At 44.9% G+C, this 17,790-nt stretch carries 15 protein-coding genes and 2 tRNA genes; 2 read left to right on the forward strand and 15 right to left on the reverse strand.

Features of this window, described 5'->3' with window-relative positions; translation table 11 throughout:
• Nucleotides 1–171: 171 nt before the first annotated feature.
• From pnp to rlmE, 14 genes are all read right to left on the reverse strand, one after another.
• Complete coding sequence (gene pnp, locus FKN16_RS17910; RefSeq protein ID WP_005394655.1) at nt 172–2,307, reverse strand: polyribonucleotide nucleotidyltransferase; 2,136 nt, start codon at nt 2,305–2,307, stop codon at nt 172–174.
• 292 nt (nt 2,308–2,599) lie between these two features.
• On the reverse strand, nt 2,600–2,869 hold the full coding sequence (gene rpsO / locus FKN16_RS17915) for a 30S ribosomal protein S15 (protein WP_005380094.1): 270 nt from the start codon (nt 2,867–2,869) through the stop codon (nt 2,600–2,602).
• Between the two features lie 141 nt (nt 2,870–3,010).
• Nucleotides 3,011–3,964 (reverse strand): tRNA pseudouridine(55) synthase TruB, encoded by a 954-nt coding sequence (truB, locus tag FKN16_RS17920; protein ID WP_170903286.1) that lies wholly within the window; start codon nt 3,962–3,964, stop codon nt 3,011–3,013.
• On the reverse strand, nt 3,964–4,359 hold the full coding sequence (gene rbfA / locus FKN16_RS17925; RefSeq protein ID WP_005380087.1) for a 30S ribosome-binding factor RbfA: 396 nt from the start codon (nt 4,357–4,359) through the stop codon (nt 3,964–3,966). Before rbfA ends, truB begins: the two co-directional genes overlap by 1 nt.
• A gap of 114 nt (nt 4,360–4,473) precedes the next feature.
• Nucleotides 4,474–7,182, reverse strand: a complete 2,709-nt coding sequence (gene infB / locus FKN16_RS17930) for a translation initiation factor IF-2 (RefSeq protein ID WP_104970912.1) — start codon at nt 7,180–7,182, stop codon at nt 4,474–4,476.
• 21 nt (nt 7,183–7,203) lie between these two features.
• Complete coding sequence (gene nusA, locus FKN16_RS17935) at nt 7,204–8,691, reverse strand: transcription termination factor NusA (RefSeq protein WP_005380084.1); 1,488 nt, start codon at nt 8,689–8,691, stop codon at nt 7,204–7,206.
• Between the two features lie 36 nt (nt 8,692–8,727).
• A complete protein-coding gene (gene rimP, locus FKN16_RS17940; RefSeq protein ID WP_005394659.1) occupies nt 8,728–9,183 on the reverse strand; it encodes a ribosome maturation factor RimP in 456 nt (151 codons plus the stop codon).
• A 225-nt stretch (nt 9,184–9,408) separates the two neighbouring features.
• Nucleotides 9,409–9,485 (reverse strand) — tRNA-Met (locus FKN16_RS17945).
• Between the two features lie 56 nt (nt 9,486–9,541).
• Nucleotides 9,542–9,625 (reverse strand) — tRNA-Leu (locus tag FKN16_RS17950).
• Nucleotides 9,626–9,641: 16 nt separating this feature from the next.
• Entirely contained in the window at nt 9,642–9,980 is a 339-nt protein-coding gene (gene secG / locus FKN16_RS17955) for a preprotein translocase subunit SecG (RefSeq protein ID WP_065645529.1), read from the reverse strand.
• 221 nt (nt 9,981–10,201) lie between these two features.
• Nucleotides 10,202–11,542, reverse strand: a complete 1,341-nt coding sequence (gene glmM / locus FKN16_RS17960; protein ID WP_005394663.1) for a phosphoglucosamine mutase — start codon at nt 11,540–11,542, stop codon at nt 10,202–10,204.
• A gap of 19 nt (nt 11,543–11,561) precedes the next feature.
• Complete coding sequence (folP, locus tag FKN16_RS17965) at nt 11,562–12,392, reverse strand: dihydropteroate synthase (protein ID WP_065645530.1); 831 nt, start codon at nt 12,390–12,392, stop codon at nt 11,562–11,564.
• A 52-nt stretch (nt 12,393–12,444) separates the two neighbouring features.
• Complete coding sequence (gene ftsH, locus FKN16_RS17970; protein WP_085342669.1) at nt 12,445–14,418, reverse strand: ATP-dependent zinc metalloprotease FtsH; 1,974 nt, start codon at nt 14,416–14,418, stop codon at nt 12,445–12,447.
• Nucleotides 14,419–14,526: 108 nt separating this feature from the next.
• Complete coding sequence (rlmE, locus tag FKN16_RS17975) at nt 14,527–15,156, reverse strand: 23S rRNA (uridine(2552)-2'-O)-methyltransferase RlmE (protein ID WP_170903288.1); 630 nt, start codon at nt 15,154–15,156, stop codon at nt 14,527–14,529.
• Between the two features lie 138 nt (nt 15,157–15,294).
• Between rlmE and yhbY the strand changes: the two genes are divergently transcribed.
• Nucleotides 15,295–15,591 (forward strand): ribosome assembly RNA-binding protein YhbY, encoded by a 297-nt coding sequence (gene yhbY / locus FKN16_RS17980; protein ID WP_005380066.1) that lies wholly within the window; start codon nt 15,295–15,297, stop codon nt 15,589–15,591.
• 83 nt (nt 15,592–15,674) lie between these two features.
• Here the strand turns inward: yhbY and greA are convergent, their stop codons facing one another.
• A complete protein-coding gene (greA, locus tag FKN16_RS17985; RefSeq protein ID WP_005380065.1) occupies nt 15,675–16,148 on the reverse strand; it encodes a transcription elongation factor GreA in 474 nt (157 codons plus the stop codon).
• A gap of 545 nt (nt 16,149–16,693) precedes the next feature.
• Here greA and FKN16_RS17990 point away from each other — a divergent pair.
• A complete protein-coding gene (locus tag FKN16_RS17990; protein WP_012841444.1) occupies nt 16,694–17,704 on the forward strand; it encodes a porin in 1,011 nt (336 codons plus the stop codon).
• Nucleotides 17,705–17,790 lie beyond the last annotated feature (86 nt).

Genomic DNA, 17,790 nt, shown 5'->3' on the forward strand with positions numbered 1-17,790 from the left:
ACTCCTGTTTGGACCGCTCAAAATTTATTTCTCTTAATGCAATATAGGCGATAACCTTGTTTGAGGTTAATGCGTCGAAATAAACCAAAAAAAGGGGAGCGAAAATGCTCCCCTTTTATAACATGCTTTCAGGCCCTTAATCTAATAAAAGGCTGAAAGTCTCACTTTGTCTTACTCGTCTTTCGCAGCTGGTGCTTCAGCAGCAGCTTCTTCAGCTGGCTTTTCTACCGCTTCTTTCATGCTTAGACGTACACGGCCTTGGCGGTCGATTTCAAGAACTTTAACTTGAACTTCTTGGCCTTCAGCTAGGTAGTCAGACACTTTCTCAACACGTTTTTCTGCGATTTGAGAAATGTGTACCAGACCATCTTTGCCTGGAAGAACCGTTACGAATGCACCGAAGTCAGCTAGACGTGCAACTTTACCCGTGTAGATACGGCCAACTTCAACTTCAGCAGTGATCTCTTCGATACGGCGGATAGCTTCTTTCGCAGCAGTGCCTTCAGTTGCAGCAATCTTGATAGTACCGTCGTCTTCGATTTCGATAGTTGTACCAGTCTCTTCAGTTAGAGCACGGATAACTGCACCACCTTTACCGATAACGTCTTTGATCTTCTCTGCGCTAATCTTCATCGTGTGAATACGAGGAGCAAATTCAGAGATGTCTTCACGGGCACCAGAGATTGCTTCATCCATTACAGATAGGATGTGCTTACGTGCGCCTTGAGCTTGGTTAAGCGCAATTTGCATGATTTCTTTAGTGATGCCTTCGATCTTGATGTCCATTTGAAGAGCAGTGATACCAGTGTTAGTACCTGCTACTTTAAAGTCCATATCACCTAGATGGTCTTCGTCACCAAGGATGTCAGAAAGAACAACGAAGTCGTCGCCTTCTTTAACAAGGCCCATTGCGATACCCGCAACAGAAGACTTGATTGGCACACCTGCGTCCATAAGCGCAAGAGACGTACCACATACAGAAGCCATTGAAGATGAACCGTTAGATTCAGTGATTTCCGATACAACACGTACTGTGTATGGGAACTCATCTACTGATGGCATTACTGCTGCGATACCACGTTTAGCCAGTTTACCGTGGCCGATTTCACGACGCTTAGGAGAACCTACAAAACCAGTCTCACCTACACAGTATGGAGGGAAGTTGTAGTGTAGTAGGAAGTGATCTTTACGCTCGCCTGTTAGCTCATCAATGATTTGAGCATCACGCTGAGTACCTAGAGTTGCCGTCACGATAGCCTGAGTTTCACCACGAGTGAATAGTGCGCTACCGTGTGTGCGAGGAAGAACACCAGTGCGTACATCTAGTGCACGAACCATGTCTTTTTCACGGCCATCAATGCGAGGGTTACCCGCGATAATGCTACGACGTACAACTGTTTTCTCTAGATCATGGAAGATAGTGTGGATTTCTTTTGTATCCGCTTCAGGATCTTCAGCAAGAAGAACTTCATTTACTTCCGCAGCGATCTCATTGATACGGTCGTAACGAGCCATCTTCTCAGTGATTTTGTAAGCCTCAACAAGCTTCGCTTCTGCTAGCTCAGCAATCTTATCTTTAAGCGCTGTGTTTTCTTCAGGAGCAACCCAATCCCAAGCAGGAGTTGCCACTTCTGCTTTGAATTCGTTGATAGCTTTGATAGCAACTTGTTGTTGATCATGACCGTAAACAACCGCTGCTAGCATTTCTTCTTCAGTTAGGTTGTCCGCTTCTGATTCAACCATCAGTACGGCTGATTCTGTACCAGCAACAACAAGATCAAGCTTAGAAGTTTCTAGTTCAGTTTGGCTAGGGTTAAGTACAAGCTGACCATCGATATGACCGACACGCGCCGCACCGATAGGGCCGTTGAATGGAATGCCAGAGATAGCAAGAGCAGCAGAAGTACCGATCATTGTAACGATATCTGGCTGAACATCTGGGTTTACAGACATTACTGTCGCGATAACCTGAACTTCGTTTTTAAACGCGTCTGGGAATAGCGGACGGATTGGACGGTCGATTAGACGAGCTGTTAGCGTTTCGCCTTCAGAAGGACGACCTTCACGCTTGAAGAAACCGCCTGGGATTTTACCTGCAGCGTAAGTACGCTCTTGGTAGTTAACCGTTAGTGGGAAGAAGTCTTGACCTGCAACGGCTTCTTTTTTACCTACAACAGATACAAATACAGACGTATCATCCATTGTGACCATAACTGCTGCTGTAGCTTGACGTGCAATAACGCCAGTTTCTAAAGTAACTGTGTGGTTACCGTACTGGAACGTTTTAACAACTGGTTTTTCGAACATTGTTATTCCTTGTTTCTAATCTTCCTTTAGTGCTAAAAGAAATCTTAGATGTGTTAATTGACACTCAAGACATTACGAATCGCGACTAGTAAAAAGAAACTCGGAAATTCCTTTTGAATAGTCGCGACCTTTTGGTCGACGTGGTTGACTGTAATGCTATGAGCTTTTGAGAAAACCTCTTACGAGGTTTAGCCGCCAGTATTATAACGGCATAAGTCTAATTTGGCTAAATTTAGGCAACAAAAAAGGGGCATAAAGCCCCTTTTTAGACAAACTGCTATGCAGTCGCTGATTAGCGACGTAGGCCTAGACGTTTGATTAGGTCTTGGTAGCGAGCTAGGTTTTTACCTTTTAGGTAATCTAGAAGCTTACGACGACGAGAAACCATGCGTAGAAGACCACGACGGCTGTGGTGATCGCCTTTGTGCGCTTTGAAGTGACCTTGTAGGTGGTTGATAGAAGCTGTAAGTAGAGCTACTTGAACTTCTGGTGAACCAGTGTCGCCTTCGCCTTGTGCGTATTCTGCAACGATTGCTGCTTTAGTTTCTGCATTCAGAGACATAATTCTCTCCTAATAAGAGTAGGTTTAAAGTTGTAGCAGCCAATCTCTGATTCAGCCGCTACGCGAAGCGCGGATTATAGGGAAATTTCCTATCTCGTGCAATATAAAAATACCGACACTCAGGTCGGTATTTTCAATCATTTACTTGGATGCGACGTCATCTCGGAACACAACCAATCGCTTAGGAGCGATTTTGCCATCTTCGTTCATTTCGCCAACGCCAATAAACAAACGCTCTTCACCCATGGTAAGGCGAAGTGAGCCTTCGGTAAGCGCACCAAATACTTGAACAGGTTGCCCATGCTGAACCATATCCGCCAGTTCAGGCACTAAGTTGACTTCTGGTAAGTCTTCTACCGCAGTATCCATTGGTAACAGCAATGGGTCCAGTAGTTCTCGAGGAGCGCGTTCTTCACGGTGTGCTTGCTCTAGTAACTCATTCAGTTGCTCAAGTGTCACCATCTTCTCGTAAGGGTATTTCGCAACACCAGTGCGTCGAAGCATAGTTACGTGCGCACCACAACCTAACATTTCGCCTAGGTCATCCACGATGGTACGAATGTAGGTGCCTTTTGAGCAATGCACTTCCATCTCGACTTCATCGCCTTCAAAACGGTGAAGAACAATCTCATATACCGTGATCTTACGAGATTCACGCGGAACTTCGATGCCTTTACGAGCGTATTCATACAAGGGTTTACCTTGATACTTCAACGCAGAGAACATGGAAGGCACTTGATCAGATTCACCACGGAACTTATCGATGCACGCTTCTAGCTTGTCTAACGTAACATCGATTGGACGCGTCTCTACAACTTCACCATCCGAGTCAGACGTATTGGTACGTTCACCCAGCTTTGCGATCACGCGGTAGCGTTTATCAGAATCTAGAAGAAACTGAGAAAATTTTGTCGCTTCACCCAAGCAAATTGGCAGCATGCCTGTCGCTAATGGGTCCAAGGCTCCAGTGTGGCCTGCTTTCTCAGCAAAGTAGATTCGCTTTACTTTTTGCAGTGCATCATTGGAAGAGATACCTGTTGGTTTGTCCAACAGTATAACGCCATTAATTGGACGACCTTTACGACGACGAGCCATTATTCTTCGTCCTCACGACCAGAATCTTTTTGCTTTTGTTTGTCTGAACTAACGACTTCAGACACTAGGTTAGACATACGCATACCTTCAACAAGCGTATTGTCATAGTGGAAGCGGATTTCTGGCGTTAGACGTAGGCGAATGCGCTTACCTAACATCATGCGAATGTGCACTTCGTGCTCGCGTAGTGCAGCTAGACATGATTCTGGTGTTTGCTCACCCACACATAGGAAGGTTACAAATACTTTTGCGTAAGCAAGGTCACGAGAAACTTCTACGTCTGAGATCGTCACCATGCCAAGGCGAGAATCACGAACTTCACGTTGAAGGATCATCGCTAGTTCTTTTTGCAGCTGCTGTGCAACGCGCTGCGTGCGGCTAAATTCTTTTGACATATCTTTACTCTTATATAGAAAGAATGGGGGGTTGGTCAAAGCCAGCCCCCCATGGTGTATTCAACAACCAATTACTACTTATCTTTCAAAGACAATATTAGTAATTTTAGTCAATTAGTCTAGAGTACGTTTAATTTCAACGATTTCGAAGACTTCGATTTGGTCACCAACGCGAACATCATTGTAGTTCTTAACGCCGATACCACATTCGTAGCCATTCTTAACTTCTTGAACGTCATCTTTGAAACGACGTAGTGACTCTAGTTCACCTTCGTAAATAACAACGTTATCACGCAGTACACGGATTGGGTTGTTACGCTTGATCACACCTTCTGTAACCATACAACCAGCGATAGCGCCCAGTTTCGGTGACTTAAACACGTCACGAACTTCAGCAAGACCAATGATCTCTTGCTTGAATTCTGGAGCAAGCATACCGCCCATTGCTTGTTTCACTTCGTCAATCAATTGGTAAATGATTGAGTAGTAACGTAAGTCAACAGCTGCGGCTTCAACAGCACGGCGAGCAGAAGCATCTGCACGAACGTTAAAGCCAAGGATGATTGCGTTTGAAGCTTCCGCTAGTACTACGTCAGTTTCCGTAATACCACCAACACCAGAACCAACGATGTTCACTTTAACTTCGTCAGTAGATAGCTTAACTAGTGAGTCTGCGATTGCTTCTACAGAACCTTGAACGTCTGCTTTAAGTACAACGTTAAGTTCAGCAACTTCACCAGCAGTCATGTTAGAGAACATGTTCTCTAGTTTAGATTTCTGCTGACGAGCAAGTTTCACTTCACGGAACTTACCAGCACGGTAGTTAGCTACTTCACGCGCTTTACGCTCGTCACGAACTACTGTTGCTTCATCACCTGAAGATGGTACACCTGAAAGACCTAGGATCTCTACAGGGATAGATGGGCCAGCCGAAGTAATTTCTTTGCCTAGCTCATCACGCATTGCACGAACACGGCCGTACTCTTGACCACAAAGAACAATATCGCCCTTGTTTAGCGTACCTGATTGAACAAGTACTGTTGCAACTGGACCACGACCTTTATCTAGACGAGATTCAACAACAACACCAGACGCCATGCCTTCTTTCACTGCTGTAAGTTCTAGAACTTCAGATTGAAGAAGGATTGCTTCTAGAAGACCATCGATGTTTGTACCCTGTTTAGCAGAGATGTGAACAAAGATGTTCTCACCGCCCCACTCCTCAGGAATAACGTCGTATTGAGCAAGCTCGTTCTTAACGTTATCTGGGTTCGCGCCTTCTTTATCGATCTTGTTCACAGCAACAATTAGAGGAACGCCTGCCGCTTTCGCGTGCTGAATCGCTTCTACTGTTTGTGGCATTACGCCATCGTCTGCTGCAACTACAAGAACAACGATATCTGTCGCTTGAGCACCACGAGCACGCATTGCAGTAAACGCTGCGTGTCCAGGAGTATCAAGGAACGTGATCATGCCGTTGTCTGTTTCAACGTGGTACGCACCAATGTGCTGAGTAATACCACCCGCTTCGCCAGAAGCAACGTGTGTGCGACGGATGTAGTCAAGTGTTGACGTTTTACCGTGGTCAACGTGACCCATGATAGTAACAACTGGAGCACGTGGAACTGCTTCCGCGTTAGTGTCACGGTCAGATAGTACCGCTTCTTCCAGTTCGTTCTCTTTACGAAGAACTACTTTATGGCCCATTTCTTCAGCAACAAGTTGTGCTGTTTCTTGGTCGATCACTTGGTTGATAGTCGCCATAGCGCCCATCTTCATCATTACTTTGATAACTTCTGTCGCTTTAACCGACATCTTGTTAGCAAGTTCTGATAGAACGATCGTTTCGCCAATTACAACGTCTTGCTTAGCAACCGTTGCTGACTTATCAAAGCCATGCTGCATTGAAGTCGGTTTAGCAAGTTTGCCTTTACGACCTCTACCGCCACGTTGGTTGTTACGGCCACCGCGAGCTTGGTCGTCTTTACCTGAAGCTTTTTTCTTCTTACGACGACCGCTCTCTACTTTGCGATCTGCTTCATCTTCGGCTTCACGTGCGTATTGTGAAGTCGTTACATGGTAATCTGTATCTTCCATATCACCCTTTTTCTCTTCTGCAGCAGACCAACGCTCTTTATTCTTTTCAGCCAATTCGCGAGCTTCTTCAAGCTTGCGCTGACTTTCCTCTTCAGCCTTACGCTTAGCTTCTTCTTCCTGACGACGTTTAAGCTCGTCGGCCTCTTTTCGCGCTGCTTCTTGCTTAATTTTCTCTTCAGCATCACGCTTTGCTTTTTCTTCAGCATTGCGTTGTGCATTCGTATCTACGTCTCGCTTCGCTTTTTCTTCAGCTTCACGTTTCGCTTTTTCTTCCGCTTCACGTTTTGCAGCTTCTTCAGCTTCACGTTTTGCAGCTTCTTCAGCTTCACGTTTTGCAGCTTCTTCTGCTGCACGTTTTGCTGCTTCTTCTGCTTCACGTTGTGCTGCTTCTTCAGCTTCACGTTTCGCTTCATCTTCAATTGTGCTGCGCTTCACGTATGTACGTTTTTTGCGCACCTCAACCTGAACATTCTTACTCTTGCCACCACCCGCGTTCACACTAAGTGTACTACGAGTTTTACGCTGAAGCGTAAGGCGAGTCGGCTCTGAATCACCTGATTTATCACCGTGTTCTTTCTTTAAATGAGAGAGAAGCTTCTGCTTCTCTTCATCAGTAACATTGTCAGAGCTCGCCTTTTTAATGCCAGCGTCAGCAAGTTGTTCAATCAAGCGGTCGACTGGCGTACCAATCTCATCACTCAGTGCTTTAACTGTTAATTGTGTCATGCCGCTTCCTCCTTGCCGAAATTATGCTTCTTCGCCGAACCAACAGATGTTACGTGCGGCCATAATTAGCTCACCTGCACGTTCTTCGGTCAGGCCTTCGATACCTTCTAAATCGTCAATACCTTGGTCAGCAAGATCTTCCAGTGTCGCTACACCTTTCGCTGCCAATTTAAATGCCATCTCACGCTCAAGACCTTCAAGTGCAAGCAGATCTTCAGCTGGTTCTAGACCTTCAAAAGACTCTTCTTGTGCTAGTGCGATCGTCGTTAGTGCATCTTTTGCACGTCCACGAAGCTCTTCGATTAGTTCTTCATTCAAACCATCGATTTCTAGTAGCTCGTTAACTGGCACGTATGCGATTTCTTCTAGCGTTGAGAAACCTTCTTCAACAAGAAGTTGAGCGAAGTCTTCTTCAATATCTAGGTACTTCATGAAGTTTTCAATAGATGCTTGTGATTCTTCAGCGTGTTTCTTCTGAAGATCAGCAACTGTCATAACATTCAGTTCCCAACCTGTTAGTTGAGATGCTAGACGCACGTTTTGACCGTTACGACCGATAGCTTGCGCTAGGTTGTCAGCTTCAACTGCGATGTCCATTGAGTGTGCATCCTCATCAACGATGATAGAAGCAACATCAGCTGGCGCCATTGCGTTGATAACGAATTGAGCTGGGTTATCATCCCAAAGCACAATATCGATACGCTCACCACCAAGTTCGCCAGAAACAGCTTGTACACGTGCACCACGCATACCAACACACGCACCTACAGGGTCGATACGTTTGTCATTTGTTTTGACAGCGATCTTAGCGCGAGAACCAGGATCACGTGCCGCGCCTTTCAACTCGATAATATCTTCAGCGATTTCAGGCACTTCAACACGGAATAGTTCTGCCAGCATTTCAGGCTTAGAACGAGTGATGAACAGTTGGAAACCACGTGCTTCTGGCGCGACTTTGTAAAGAAGACCACGAACGCGGTCGCCTGGACGGAAGTTTTCACGAGGAAGTTGGTCATCACGTAGGATTACCGCTTCAGCGTTGTTACCAAGGTCAAGTACGATTGTGTCGCGGTTTACTTTTTTCACAACGCCAGTGATTAGATCACCTTCATTGTCGATGAACTGCTCAACGATTTGTGCACGTTCAGCTTCACGAACTTTTTGTACGATAACTTGCTTAGCCGTTTGAGTCGTAATACGGTCAAACGTTACTGATTCGATTTCGTCTTCTACGTAGTCGCCAAGCTCGATTGAGTCATCTTCGTACTGTGCTGCTTCTAGTGAGATCTCTTTTGTAGGGTTCTCAACATCATCAACAACTAACCAACGACGGTAAGTCACAAACTCACCAGTTTTACGGTCAATGGCAACACGTACGTCGATTTCGATTTCGTATTTTTTCTTTGTAGAAGTTGCTAGAGCAATCTCAAGAGCCTCAAAGATACGCTCACGAGGTACCGCTTTTTCGTTCGATACCGCTTCTGCTACCGCTAAAATTTCTTTACTCATTGTATTTAGCCTCTAAGCTTAAACTTTTTTAGGGAACTAAAATTTAGGGATCAGGTTAGCTTTGGAAATGTTACTTAGAGCAAACTCTTCTTGCTGACCGTCTACAGTAATTGTCACTGTTTCGCCATCAACGCCGTGGATAATACCTTTCCACTTACGACGGTTTGCTACAGCCATTTTCAATACGATGCTGACCTCGTGACCAATAAATTGCTCGTAATGTGCTGCTTTAAAAAGTGGTCTTTCTAAACCTGGAGAAGACACTTCTAGGCTGTAAGCAACAGAAATTGGATCTTCAACGTCTAAAACCGCACTAACTTGGTGGCTAACTTCTGCACAGTCGTCCACGTTAATACCATTTTCATGGTCAATGTAGATGCGTAACGTTGAGTGCGCGCCTGCACGAATGAATTCTAATCCAACCAACTCATAGCCTGATGCCTCTACTGGTGCTTCAAGCATTTCAGTAAGTTGTCTTTCTAAACCAGTCATTTAACCACTCCAGAAACAAAAAAAGGGCTCAGAGCCCAATCAAAAAACCAAGCAGTCTCTGAGCTATTTCAAAAAGCTCAGATAACAAAAAACCCCGATAGTCGGGGTTTTATGCTGCTGGACCCTGATACGTTAAGAATAGCCAACAAATGCTTCTCTTAACTCGTAGTGTGGTTAGCACTACGCAAACTTGCCAATCTACGATTTCTTCTTAAAGAAAGAGATTGGTTGCGGGGGCCGGATTTGAACCGACGACCTTCGGGTTATGAGCCCGACGAGCTACCAAGCTGCTCCACCCCGCGTCCGACTTGCTGAGCATTATACTCGCAAACAAGTGATTTACAAGTTTGTAAATACATGGTGCCGAGAGAGGGACTCGAACCCTCACACCTAAGGCACTAGCACCTCATGCTAGCGTGTCTACCAATTTCACCATCTCGGCATCAAAACCTTACAGCTTATTGAGGAATTTCATCACCCGCAGGGGCTGGAACTTCACTCGCTGCATCATTAACTTGTTCAACAACTGGTTGACCTAATGTTGGGTCTACCCATTGTGATTCAATCTTGTGCGTAGACATACGACCAAGCAACAAGCTAACGATAAAGAATACGGTTGCTAAAATAGCAGTTGTTCGGGTTAAGAAATTACCTGAGCCGCCAGCACCAAACACTGTGTTTGAAGCACCAGCACCGAACGAGGCTCCCATATCTGCGCCTTTACCTTGTTGAATCAACACAAGGCCAATCACACCAAGCGCTGCCAACAGGTAAATCACAAGTAGAACTGAAAACATTTTTTCCACCTATGTTCCAAATTGTTGAGCCAGCGCCGCTCAAGAGAATAAATCATAATTGAACAAGGCTAGCGACCTCCTAACGGGAGGCGGAGCAATACTAGCGAAAGCCGGTAACGCTGACAAGGGAAAATTAGTAAAAAATCAATGCCAATGCGCTAAGCGCTCAAAAAAAGGGCAAAAGATGCCCTTTTCATTCACCGCACACTTTAACGCAATGATTAACAACTTGCTTTTACAGCTTCGGCAATTTTCAATGCAGAGCTTTGAACTAGCTCGCCATCCTCACCTTCCACCATAACGCGAATCAAAGGCTCTGTGCCAGATTTACGCAGCAATACACGTCCTTTATCACCCAGCGTAGCTTCTACTTCGGCGACGGCGTTTAGTACTGCTTGAGCTTCAAGAGGATTACTTTCCCCTGCAAAGCGGACATTTTCTAGAACCTGAGGATACAACGTCATGCCTTGCGATAGCTCATGCAAAGACATATCACTGCCAACTACAGAAGCAAGTACTTGCAGTGCTGCAACAATCGCATCGCCCGTGGTGACTTTATCTAATAAGATCACATGGCCTGAGTTTTCAGCACCAATTTTCCAGCCTTTTTCTAGCAGTTGTTCCATGACATAACGGTCACCAACAGCGGCACGTACGAATGGAATGCCTAGCTGCTTTAAGCCATTTTCCATGCCCAAGTTAGTCATCAACGTACCAACTACACCACCCTTTAGCTCGCCACGACGAAGAGCATCACGAGCAATAATGTAAGCAATTTGGTCGCCATCGACTTTGTTGCCAAGGTGATCGACCATAATGATACGGTCACCATCACCATCAAATGCTAAACCAAGGTGCGCTTGCTCTTCAACGACACGCTTTTGAAGCGCACGAACATCTGTTGCGCCCACTTCTTCATTAATGTTGATGCCGTTAGGCTCTACGCCCATTGCAATAACTTCTGCGCCAAGCTCTTTGAAGACATTTGGAGCAATGTGGTACGTTGCACCGTGCGCACAATCTACCACGATTTTAAAGTTTGCAAGACTCAATTCAGATGGGAAAGTACTCTTACAGAATTCGATGTAACGGCCTGCAGCGTCATTTAGACGAGTGGCTTTACCAAGTTCTGCAGACTCAACACATTCAATGTCTTTATCCAGCTCAGCTTCAATCGCCAACTCGATATCGTCAGGTAGCTTAGTACCTTCAGAAGAAAAGAATTTAATGCCGTTGTCGTAATATGGGTTATGCGATGCAGAAATCACAATCCCCGCCTCTGCGCGGAAAGTTTGAGTTAAATATGCCACTGCTGGGGTTGGCATTGGACCAGTAAATGTTGCTTTAAGTCCCGCTGCAGCAAGGCCTGCTTCTAATGCAGATTCAAGCATATAACCGGAGATACGCGTATCTTTACCTATAATAACTTTCTTTGTGCCTTGTTTTGCTAGTACACGACCAGCAGCCCAGCCAAGCTTAAGTACGAAGTCCGGAGTGATTGGGTATTGTCCTACTTTACCGCGCACACCGTCAGTACCAAAGTAACGTCTTTTATTCGACATAAACTTTCCTTTATTATTTTTAAATATTGTTTTTCGTCATCTCAACAACTTTCATTGCTTCGATTGTCTCTTCAAAGTCATGCACACGAATGATCTGCGCGCCTTTCATTGCTGCAATCGTAGCGCAAACGACACTCGCATTTGTACATTCAGCCGCTGGCTTATCCAACAACTTAAAAATCATTGACTTACGAGACATGCCAGCCAAAATTGGCAGGCCGAATTCATGAAACTTTTCAAGATGAGCGAGCATATGATAATTGTGTTCTATCGTTTTGCCAAAGCCAAACCCAGGATCGAGAATCAGTTGAGATTTATCAATCCCTGCTGCTTCACATGCCGCGATACGTTCTTCTAGAAAGGCAGATACGTCGCTCATCAAATCATCATAATGAGGTGCAACTTGCATGGTTCTAGGTTGACCTTTCATATGCATCAGACAAATTGGAAGCTTTGCTTCTGCTGCGACTTCGAGAGCACCAGGTTCTTGCAAAGATCGAATGTCATTGATCAAATCTGCACCAGCATCAATAGCTTGACGCATAACTTCCGCTTTACTGGTATCGACCGAAATCCACACATCGTACTTTTCACGAATGGCCTTGATTACTGGGACAACACGTCGAAGTTCTTCTTCTAAAGACACATCTGGCGCGCCAGGCCTTGTCGACTCCCCACCAACATCAACAATGCTTACACCAGCCTTTATCATTTTATCAACTTGAGCAAGGGCGAGTTCAATCGAGTTGTATTTACCACCATCCGAAAAGGAATCCGGAGTCACATTTAGAATGGCCATAACATGTGGACGGGAAAGATCTAAAGATTTGTTATTTGCTGTAATCATCATCATAAACACAAAAACCCCGAGATAACTCGGGGTTTATTATTATCAACACTCTTTATTCAGAGTCTTTCTTTTCAGGCGCTTCGCTAGAAGTCGCTTCTGAAGAGCTAGACTTTTCTGCATCTTTCGCAGCGTCCGTTGCTTCTTCTTTAACTTCTGGCTTTGCTTGAGGCTTCTCGCTGTCTTCAGGTTTGCTAGTTGAGTTATCACTCCAACCCGCAGGCTCACGAATTTCAGCTTTGCGCTCCATTAAATCATCAATTTGACGAGCATCAATGGTTTCATACTTCATCAGCGCATCTTTCATCGCATGCATGATATCCATGTTTTCTTGAAGAATCTTCTTCGCACGGTCATAGTTGCGGTCAATGATCTGACGAACTTCATCATCAATCAACTTCGCCGTATCGTCAGATACATGCTTAGTCTGAGTTACACTACGTCCTAAGAACACTTCGCCTTCATCTTCTGCATACAGTAGAGGACCAAGCTTTTCAGAGAAACCCCATTGAGTAACCATCTTACGAGCAATATCAGTTGCACGTTCAATATCGTTTGACGCGCCTGTTGAGACTTTATCAGCACCGTAGATGAGTTCTTCCGCTAGACGACCACCGTACAAGCTAGAGATCATAGACTCTAGATGCTGGCGAGACATGCTGACACGGTCTTGCTCCGGTAGGTACATAGTCACACCCAACGCGCGACCGCGTGGAATGATCGACACTTTGTACACTGGATCGTGCTCAGGTACTAAACGACCAACAATTGCGTGACCTGCTTCGTGATAAGCCGTTGACTCTTTTGTCTCTTCAGACATCACCATTGAACGGCGCTCGGCACCCATCATGATTTTGTCTTTCGCTAATTCGAATTCAACCATAGAAACGTTACGCTTGTTACCACGCGCAGCAAATAGCGCCGCTTCGTTGACTAGGTTTGCTAAATCAGCACCAGAGAAGCCTGGTGTACCACGAGCGATTAGAGAAGGCTCTACGTCACCTGCTAGAGGGACTTTACGCATGTGTACTTTTAGAATCTGCTCACGACCACGTACATCTGGCAATCCAACCACTACTTGGCGGTCAAAACGACCAGGACGTAGCAACGCTGGGTCAAGAACGTCTGGACGGTTAGTTGCAGCGATTACGATGATACCTTCGTTACCTTCGAAACCATCCATCTCTACTAGCATTTGGTTTAGTGTTTGCTCACGTTCATCGTGACCACCACCAACACCAGCACCACGCTGACGACCTACCGCATCGATTTCATCGATGAAGATAATACAAGGCGCTGCTTTCTTAGCTTGTTCGAACATGTCACGTACACGAGATGCACCGACACCCACAAACATTTCTACGAAATCTGAACCCGAGATGGTAAAAAACGGTACTTTTGCTTCACCAGCAATGGCTTTCGCTAGAAGCGTTTTACCAGTACCAGGAGGACCAACCATTAACACACCAGTAGGAATCTTACCGCCCAGTTTTTGGAAGCGGCTTGGATCACGCAAGTAGTCCACCAGCTCTTTCACGTCTTCTTTTGCTTCGTCACAACCAGCGACGTCAGCAAAAGTTGTCTTGATTTGTTCTTCGCTCATCATTCGAGCTTTGCTCTTACCAAAAGACATAGCGCCTTTACCGCCGCCGCCTTGCATTTGACGCATGAAGAAAATCCATACACCAATCAGTAAGATCATTGGGAACCAAGAAATGAAAATAGTACCAAGCAAGCTCTGCTCTTCTGGAGGCGTGCCCTGTACTTTCACGTTTTGGTTAATTAGGTCATCTAGAAGCTTTTGGTCATACACTGGCATGTAAGTGACCATTTTGGCACCGCCGCCACGACGAACAAAGCTAATTTCACCGTCTTTAAAAGTTGCTTCTTGAATCTGGCCTTGGCCAACTTCCTGTACAAACGTGGTGTAATCCACGGTTCTGCCATTGCTTTCTCCAGGGCCAAAGCTCTGGAATACCGACATCAATACGACGGCGATAACAAGCCACAGAATTAAATTTTTTGCCATGTCACTCAAGGTGTAAGCCTCTCGATAACTAATTGTAATTAAAGGTAGGGTACTACAGTTCATTCACTGTAGCTATAGTGTTAACACGCTCTCAAGAGAGCAAAATGGTTAACCTTTGTAACCAGTGGCTACAACAAAGACTTCTCGAGAGCGAGCTCGCGATGAGTCTGGTTTTCTAATTTTTACGGCTTTAAACATGTCTCGGACTTCTTTCACATACTGATCGAAGTCTTCCCCCTGGAAAACCTTTACGACAAAGCTACCATTAGGCGCTAGAACTTGTCGACACATATCTAAAGCCAATTCAACTAAATACATAGCACGAGGTTGGTCAACAGAGTTATTTCCCGCAATATTAGGTGCCATGTCAGACATTACTACGTCTACCATTGAAGGTTGGATTCTTTCTAGCAAAGCTTCCAATACAGCATCATCGCGAAAGTCGCCTTGTAAAAAGCTGACACCCGCAATCGGGTCCATAGGAAGCAAATCACACGCAATGATCTGACCACTGTCTCCTACTATCTTAGCAGCATATTGAGACCACCCGCCCGGTGCCGCACCCAAATCGACGACTGTCATCCCAGGCTTTAACAATTTATCTTTCGTTTGAATCTCATCGATCTTGAAATAAGCACGTGAGCGATAGCCTTTTTTACGAGCCTCATTCGCGTATTTATCATCAAAGTGTTCTTTCAACCAACGACCAGAACTAGCCGAATGTTTTTGTTTACTCATTTTAATCCCAACAAGGCGCAAATTGGAGCTATTGTTTTAATAGGCGCTACCTATTACTCAATAAATTATAGTCTTCAGCAATAGATGGCGTTAAAATAGCTTTTTTCAACCCTTATTTTAAAGAAAATTGGCCGCGTAATGAACCTAAGCACCAAACAAAAGCAGCACCTTAAAGGCCTAGCTCACAGTTTAAAACCTGTCGTGCTAATGGGCGCAAATGGACTTACAGAAGCCGTGCTAGCAGAAATTGAAATCGCTCTTAACCATCACGAACTGATCAAAGTAAAAGTTGCTTCAGAAGATCGTGAAACAAAACAGCTAATCATCGACGCTATCGTACGTGAGACGGGCGCAGAAAAAGTTCAGACTATTGGTAAAGTGCTTGTGCTGTACCGCCAGTCTGAAGAGCGTAAAATCGAAATCCCTCGTAAGTAATTCTACTTACGTTGCTGAAGAAAAAAGGTCGCCATTGGCGACCTTTTTGCGTTTTATTGGAGTAACAGACTACTCTCAACGACTTAGATGTACTCTACTCGGTCGATTTCGAAGTCTTTCGCGCCACCCGGAGTTTGAATAGCAACCTCATCGCCTTCCATCTTACCGATCAAGCCACGAGCAATTGGTGAGCTTACTGAAATACGGCCAGCTTTAATGTCTGCTTCGTCATCACCAACAATTTGGTATGTTTTTTCTTCTTCGGTGTCGATGTCAATCAAGGTTACGGTTGAACCAAAAATAACTTTACCCGTGTTCTCCATCTTCGTTACATCAATTACTTGAGCAACTGACAGTTTGTATTCAATGTCACGGATTTGTGCTTCACAGATACCCTGCTCTTCTCGAGCGGCGTGATATTCTGCGTTCTCTTTTAAATCACCTAACTCACGAGCTTCAGCGATTGCCTCTGAAATTTGAGGACGTAGTTTAAGTAGACGATCGAGTTCTGCACGTAGCTTTTGCTCGCCACGTAGTGTCATTGGAACTTTTTCCATTTTATAACCTCAAGCCCAAATGGGTCTTTGGACAAAAAAAAGCCCACCCTGCCATAGGGCTGGGTAGTGCGCTTAAAGATGTATTTCATTTAGTGTAAACAAACTCCCGGACGAAATCATCTTAATTCGAAAGGCTGTAAGACTATGCCCTTTCGGCATAATGATATAAGTCACTTTTAGAACGATTCTAGAGTGCATCACTGTCGCAATTTGTTGAAAAACAACACTGTTCATTACACAAAAAACATCAAAAAAGATAAAAACTAATCAATGTCAGACGAATGTTATAGCCAAAAAATCTCACTCAAAACAAAGAGTTAAACCCAAAACCAGAGCAATCGAACAGTGTTCATAGATACGATTTATATCATTTTACTAACTCATACGGAAACTTTAGCAGTAAAACATGTCCAGCGAGTTGTTAGATCAAAGGCTTACAAGGGCGAATTATACCGCTCATTGGCCGATTATAGACCAACAACTTGTGAGAGATTACCTCTCCCCCATACAACAATGATTATGGACAGCTAACTAGGACAAATAAGATGAAAAAGACTCTAATTGCTCTTTCTGTATCTGCAGCAGCTATGGCAACTGGCGTAAACGCAGCTGAACTTTACAACCAAGACGGCACTTCTCTAGAAATGGGCGGCCGTGCTGAAGCACGTCTATCTATGAAAGATGGCGACGCTCAAGACAAATCTCGCATCCGTCTAAACTTCCTTGGTAAACAAGAGATCAATGACAACCTATACGGTGTTGGTTTCTGGGAAGGTGAATTTGAGACTGCTCAAAACGGTACTGTAGACGGCGACGACAAGAGCGATCTAGAAACTCGTCTTGCTTACGCTGGTCTTGGCGGTGCTTACGGTGAGTTCGCATACGGTAAAACTGAAGGTGCACTAGGCGTTATCACTGACTTCACAGATATCATGGCTTACCACGGTAACTCTGCAGCAGACAAACTAGCTGTAGCAGACCGTACAGACAACATGATGGCTTACAAAGGTCAATTCGAAAACCTAAGTGTTAAAGCAAGCTACCGCTTCGCTGACCGTGTAGAACAAAACGGTGAATACTCTGATAACAAACAAGACGGCTACTCTCTATCAGCTATCTACGCTGTAGCAGACACTGGTCTTGAGCTTGGTGCTGGTTACGCAGACCAATACGATGCAAACGAGTACATGCTAGCTGCATCTTACACAATGTCTGATCTTTACTTCGCTGGTATCTTCACAGATGGCGAAAAAATGACTGACACATTCAACAACACTGTTGATTACACTGGTTACGAACTAGCGGGTGCTTACACGCTAGGTCAAACAGTATTCACAACAACGTACAACAATGCAGAAACTGACAACGAAACTTCTGCAAACAACTTCGCTGTTGATGCTTCTTACTACTTCAAACCTAACTTCCGCGGTTACGTTTCTTACAACTTCAACCTAATTGACGCTGGCGATAAGTTCGGCTCAACTAGCGGTAAGACAGTTGCGAACAAGATCGATGCTGAAGACGAGCTAGCTCTAGGTCTACGTTACGACTTCTAATTCCGGTCTTTGACTAGAATATCGAATGCCCGCTTCAAGCGGGCATTTTTTATACTCCATTTTAAGCCGCGCGCCTTTCTCTCATG

It is taken from the genome of Vibrio sp. 11-4(1) (genome assembly GCF_013048625.1).
Lineage (GTDB): Bacteria > Pseudomonadota > Gammaproteobacteria > Enterobacterales > Vibrionaceae > Vibrio > Vibrio diabolicus.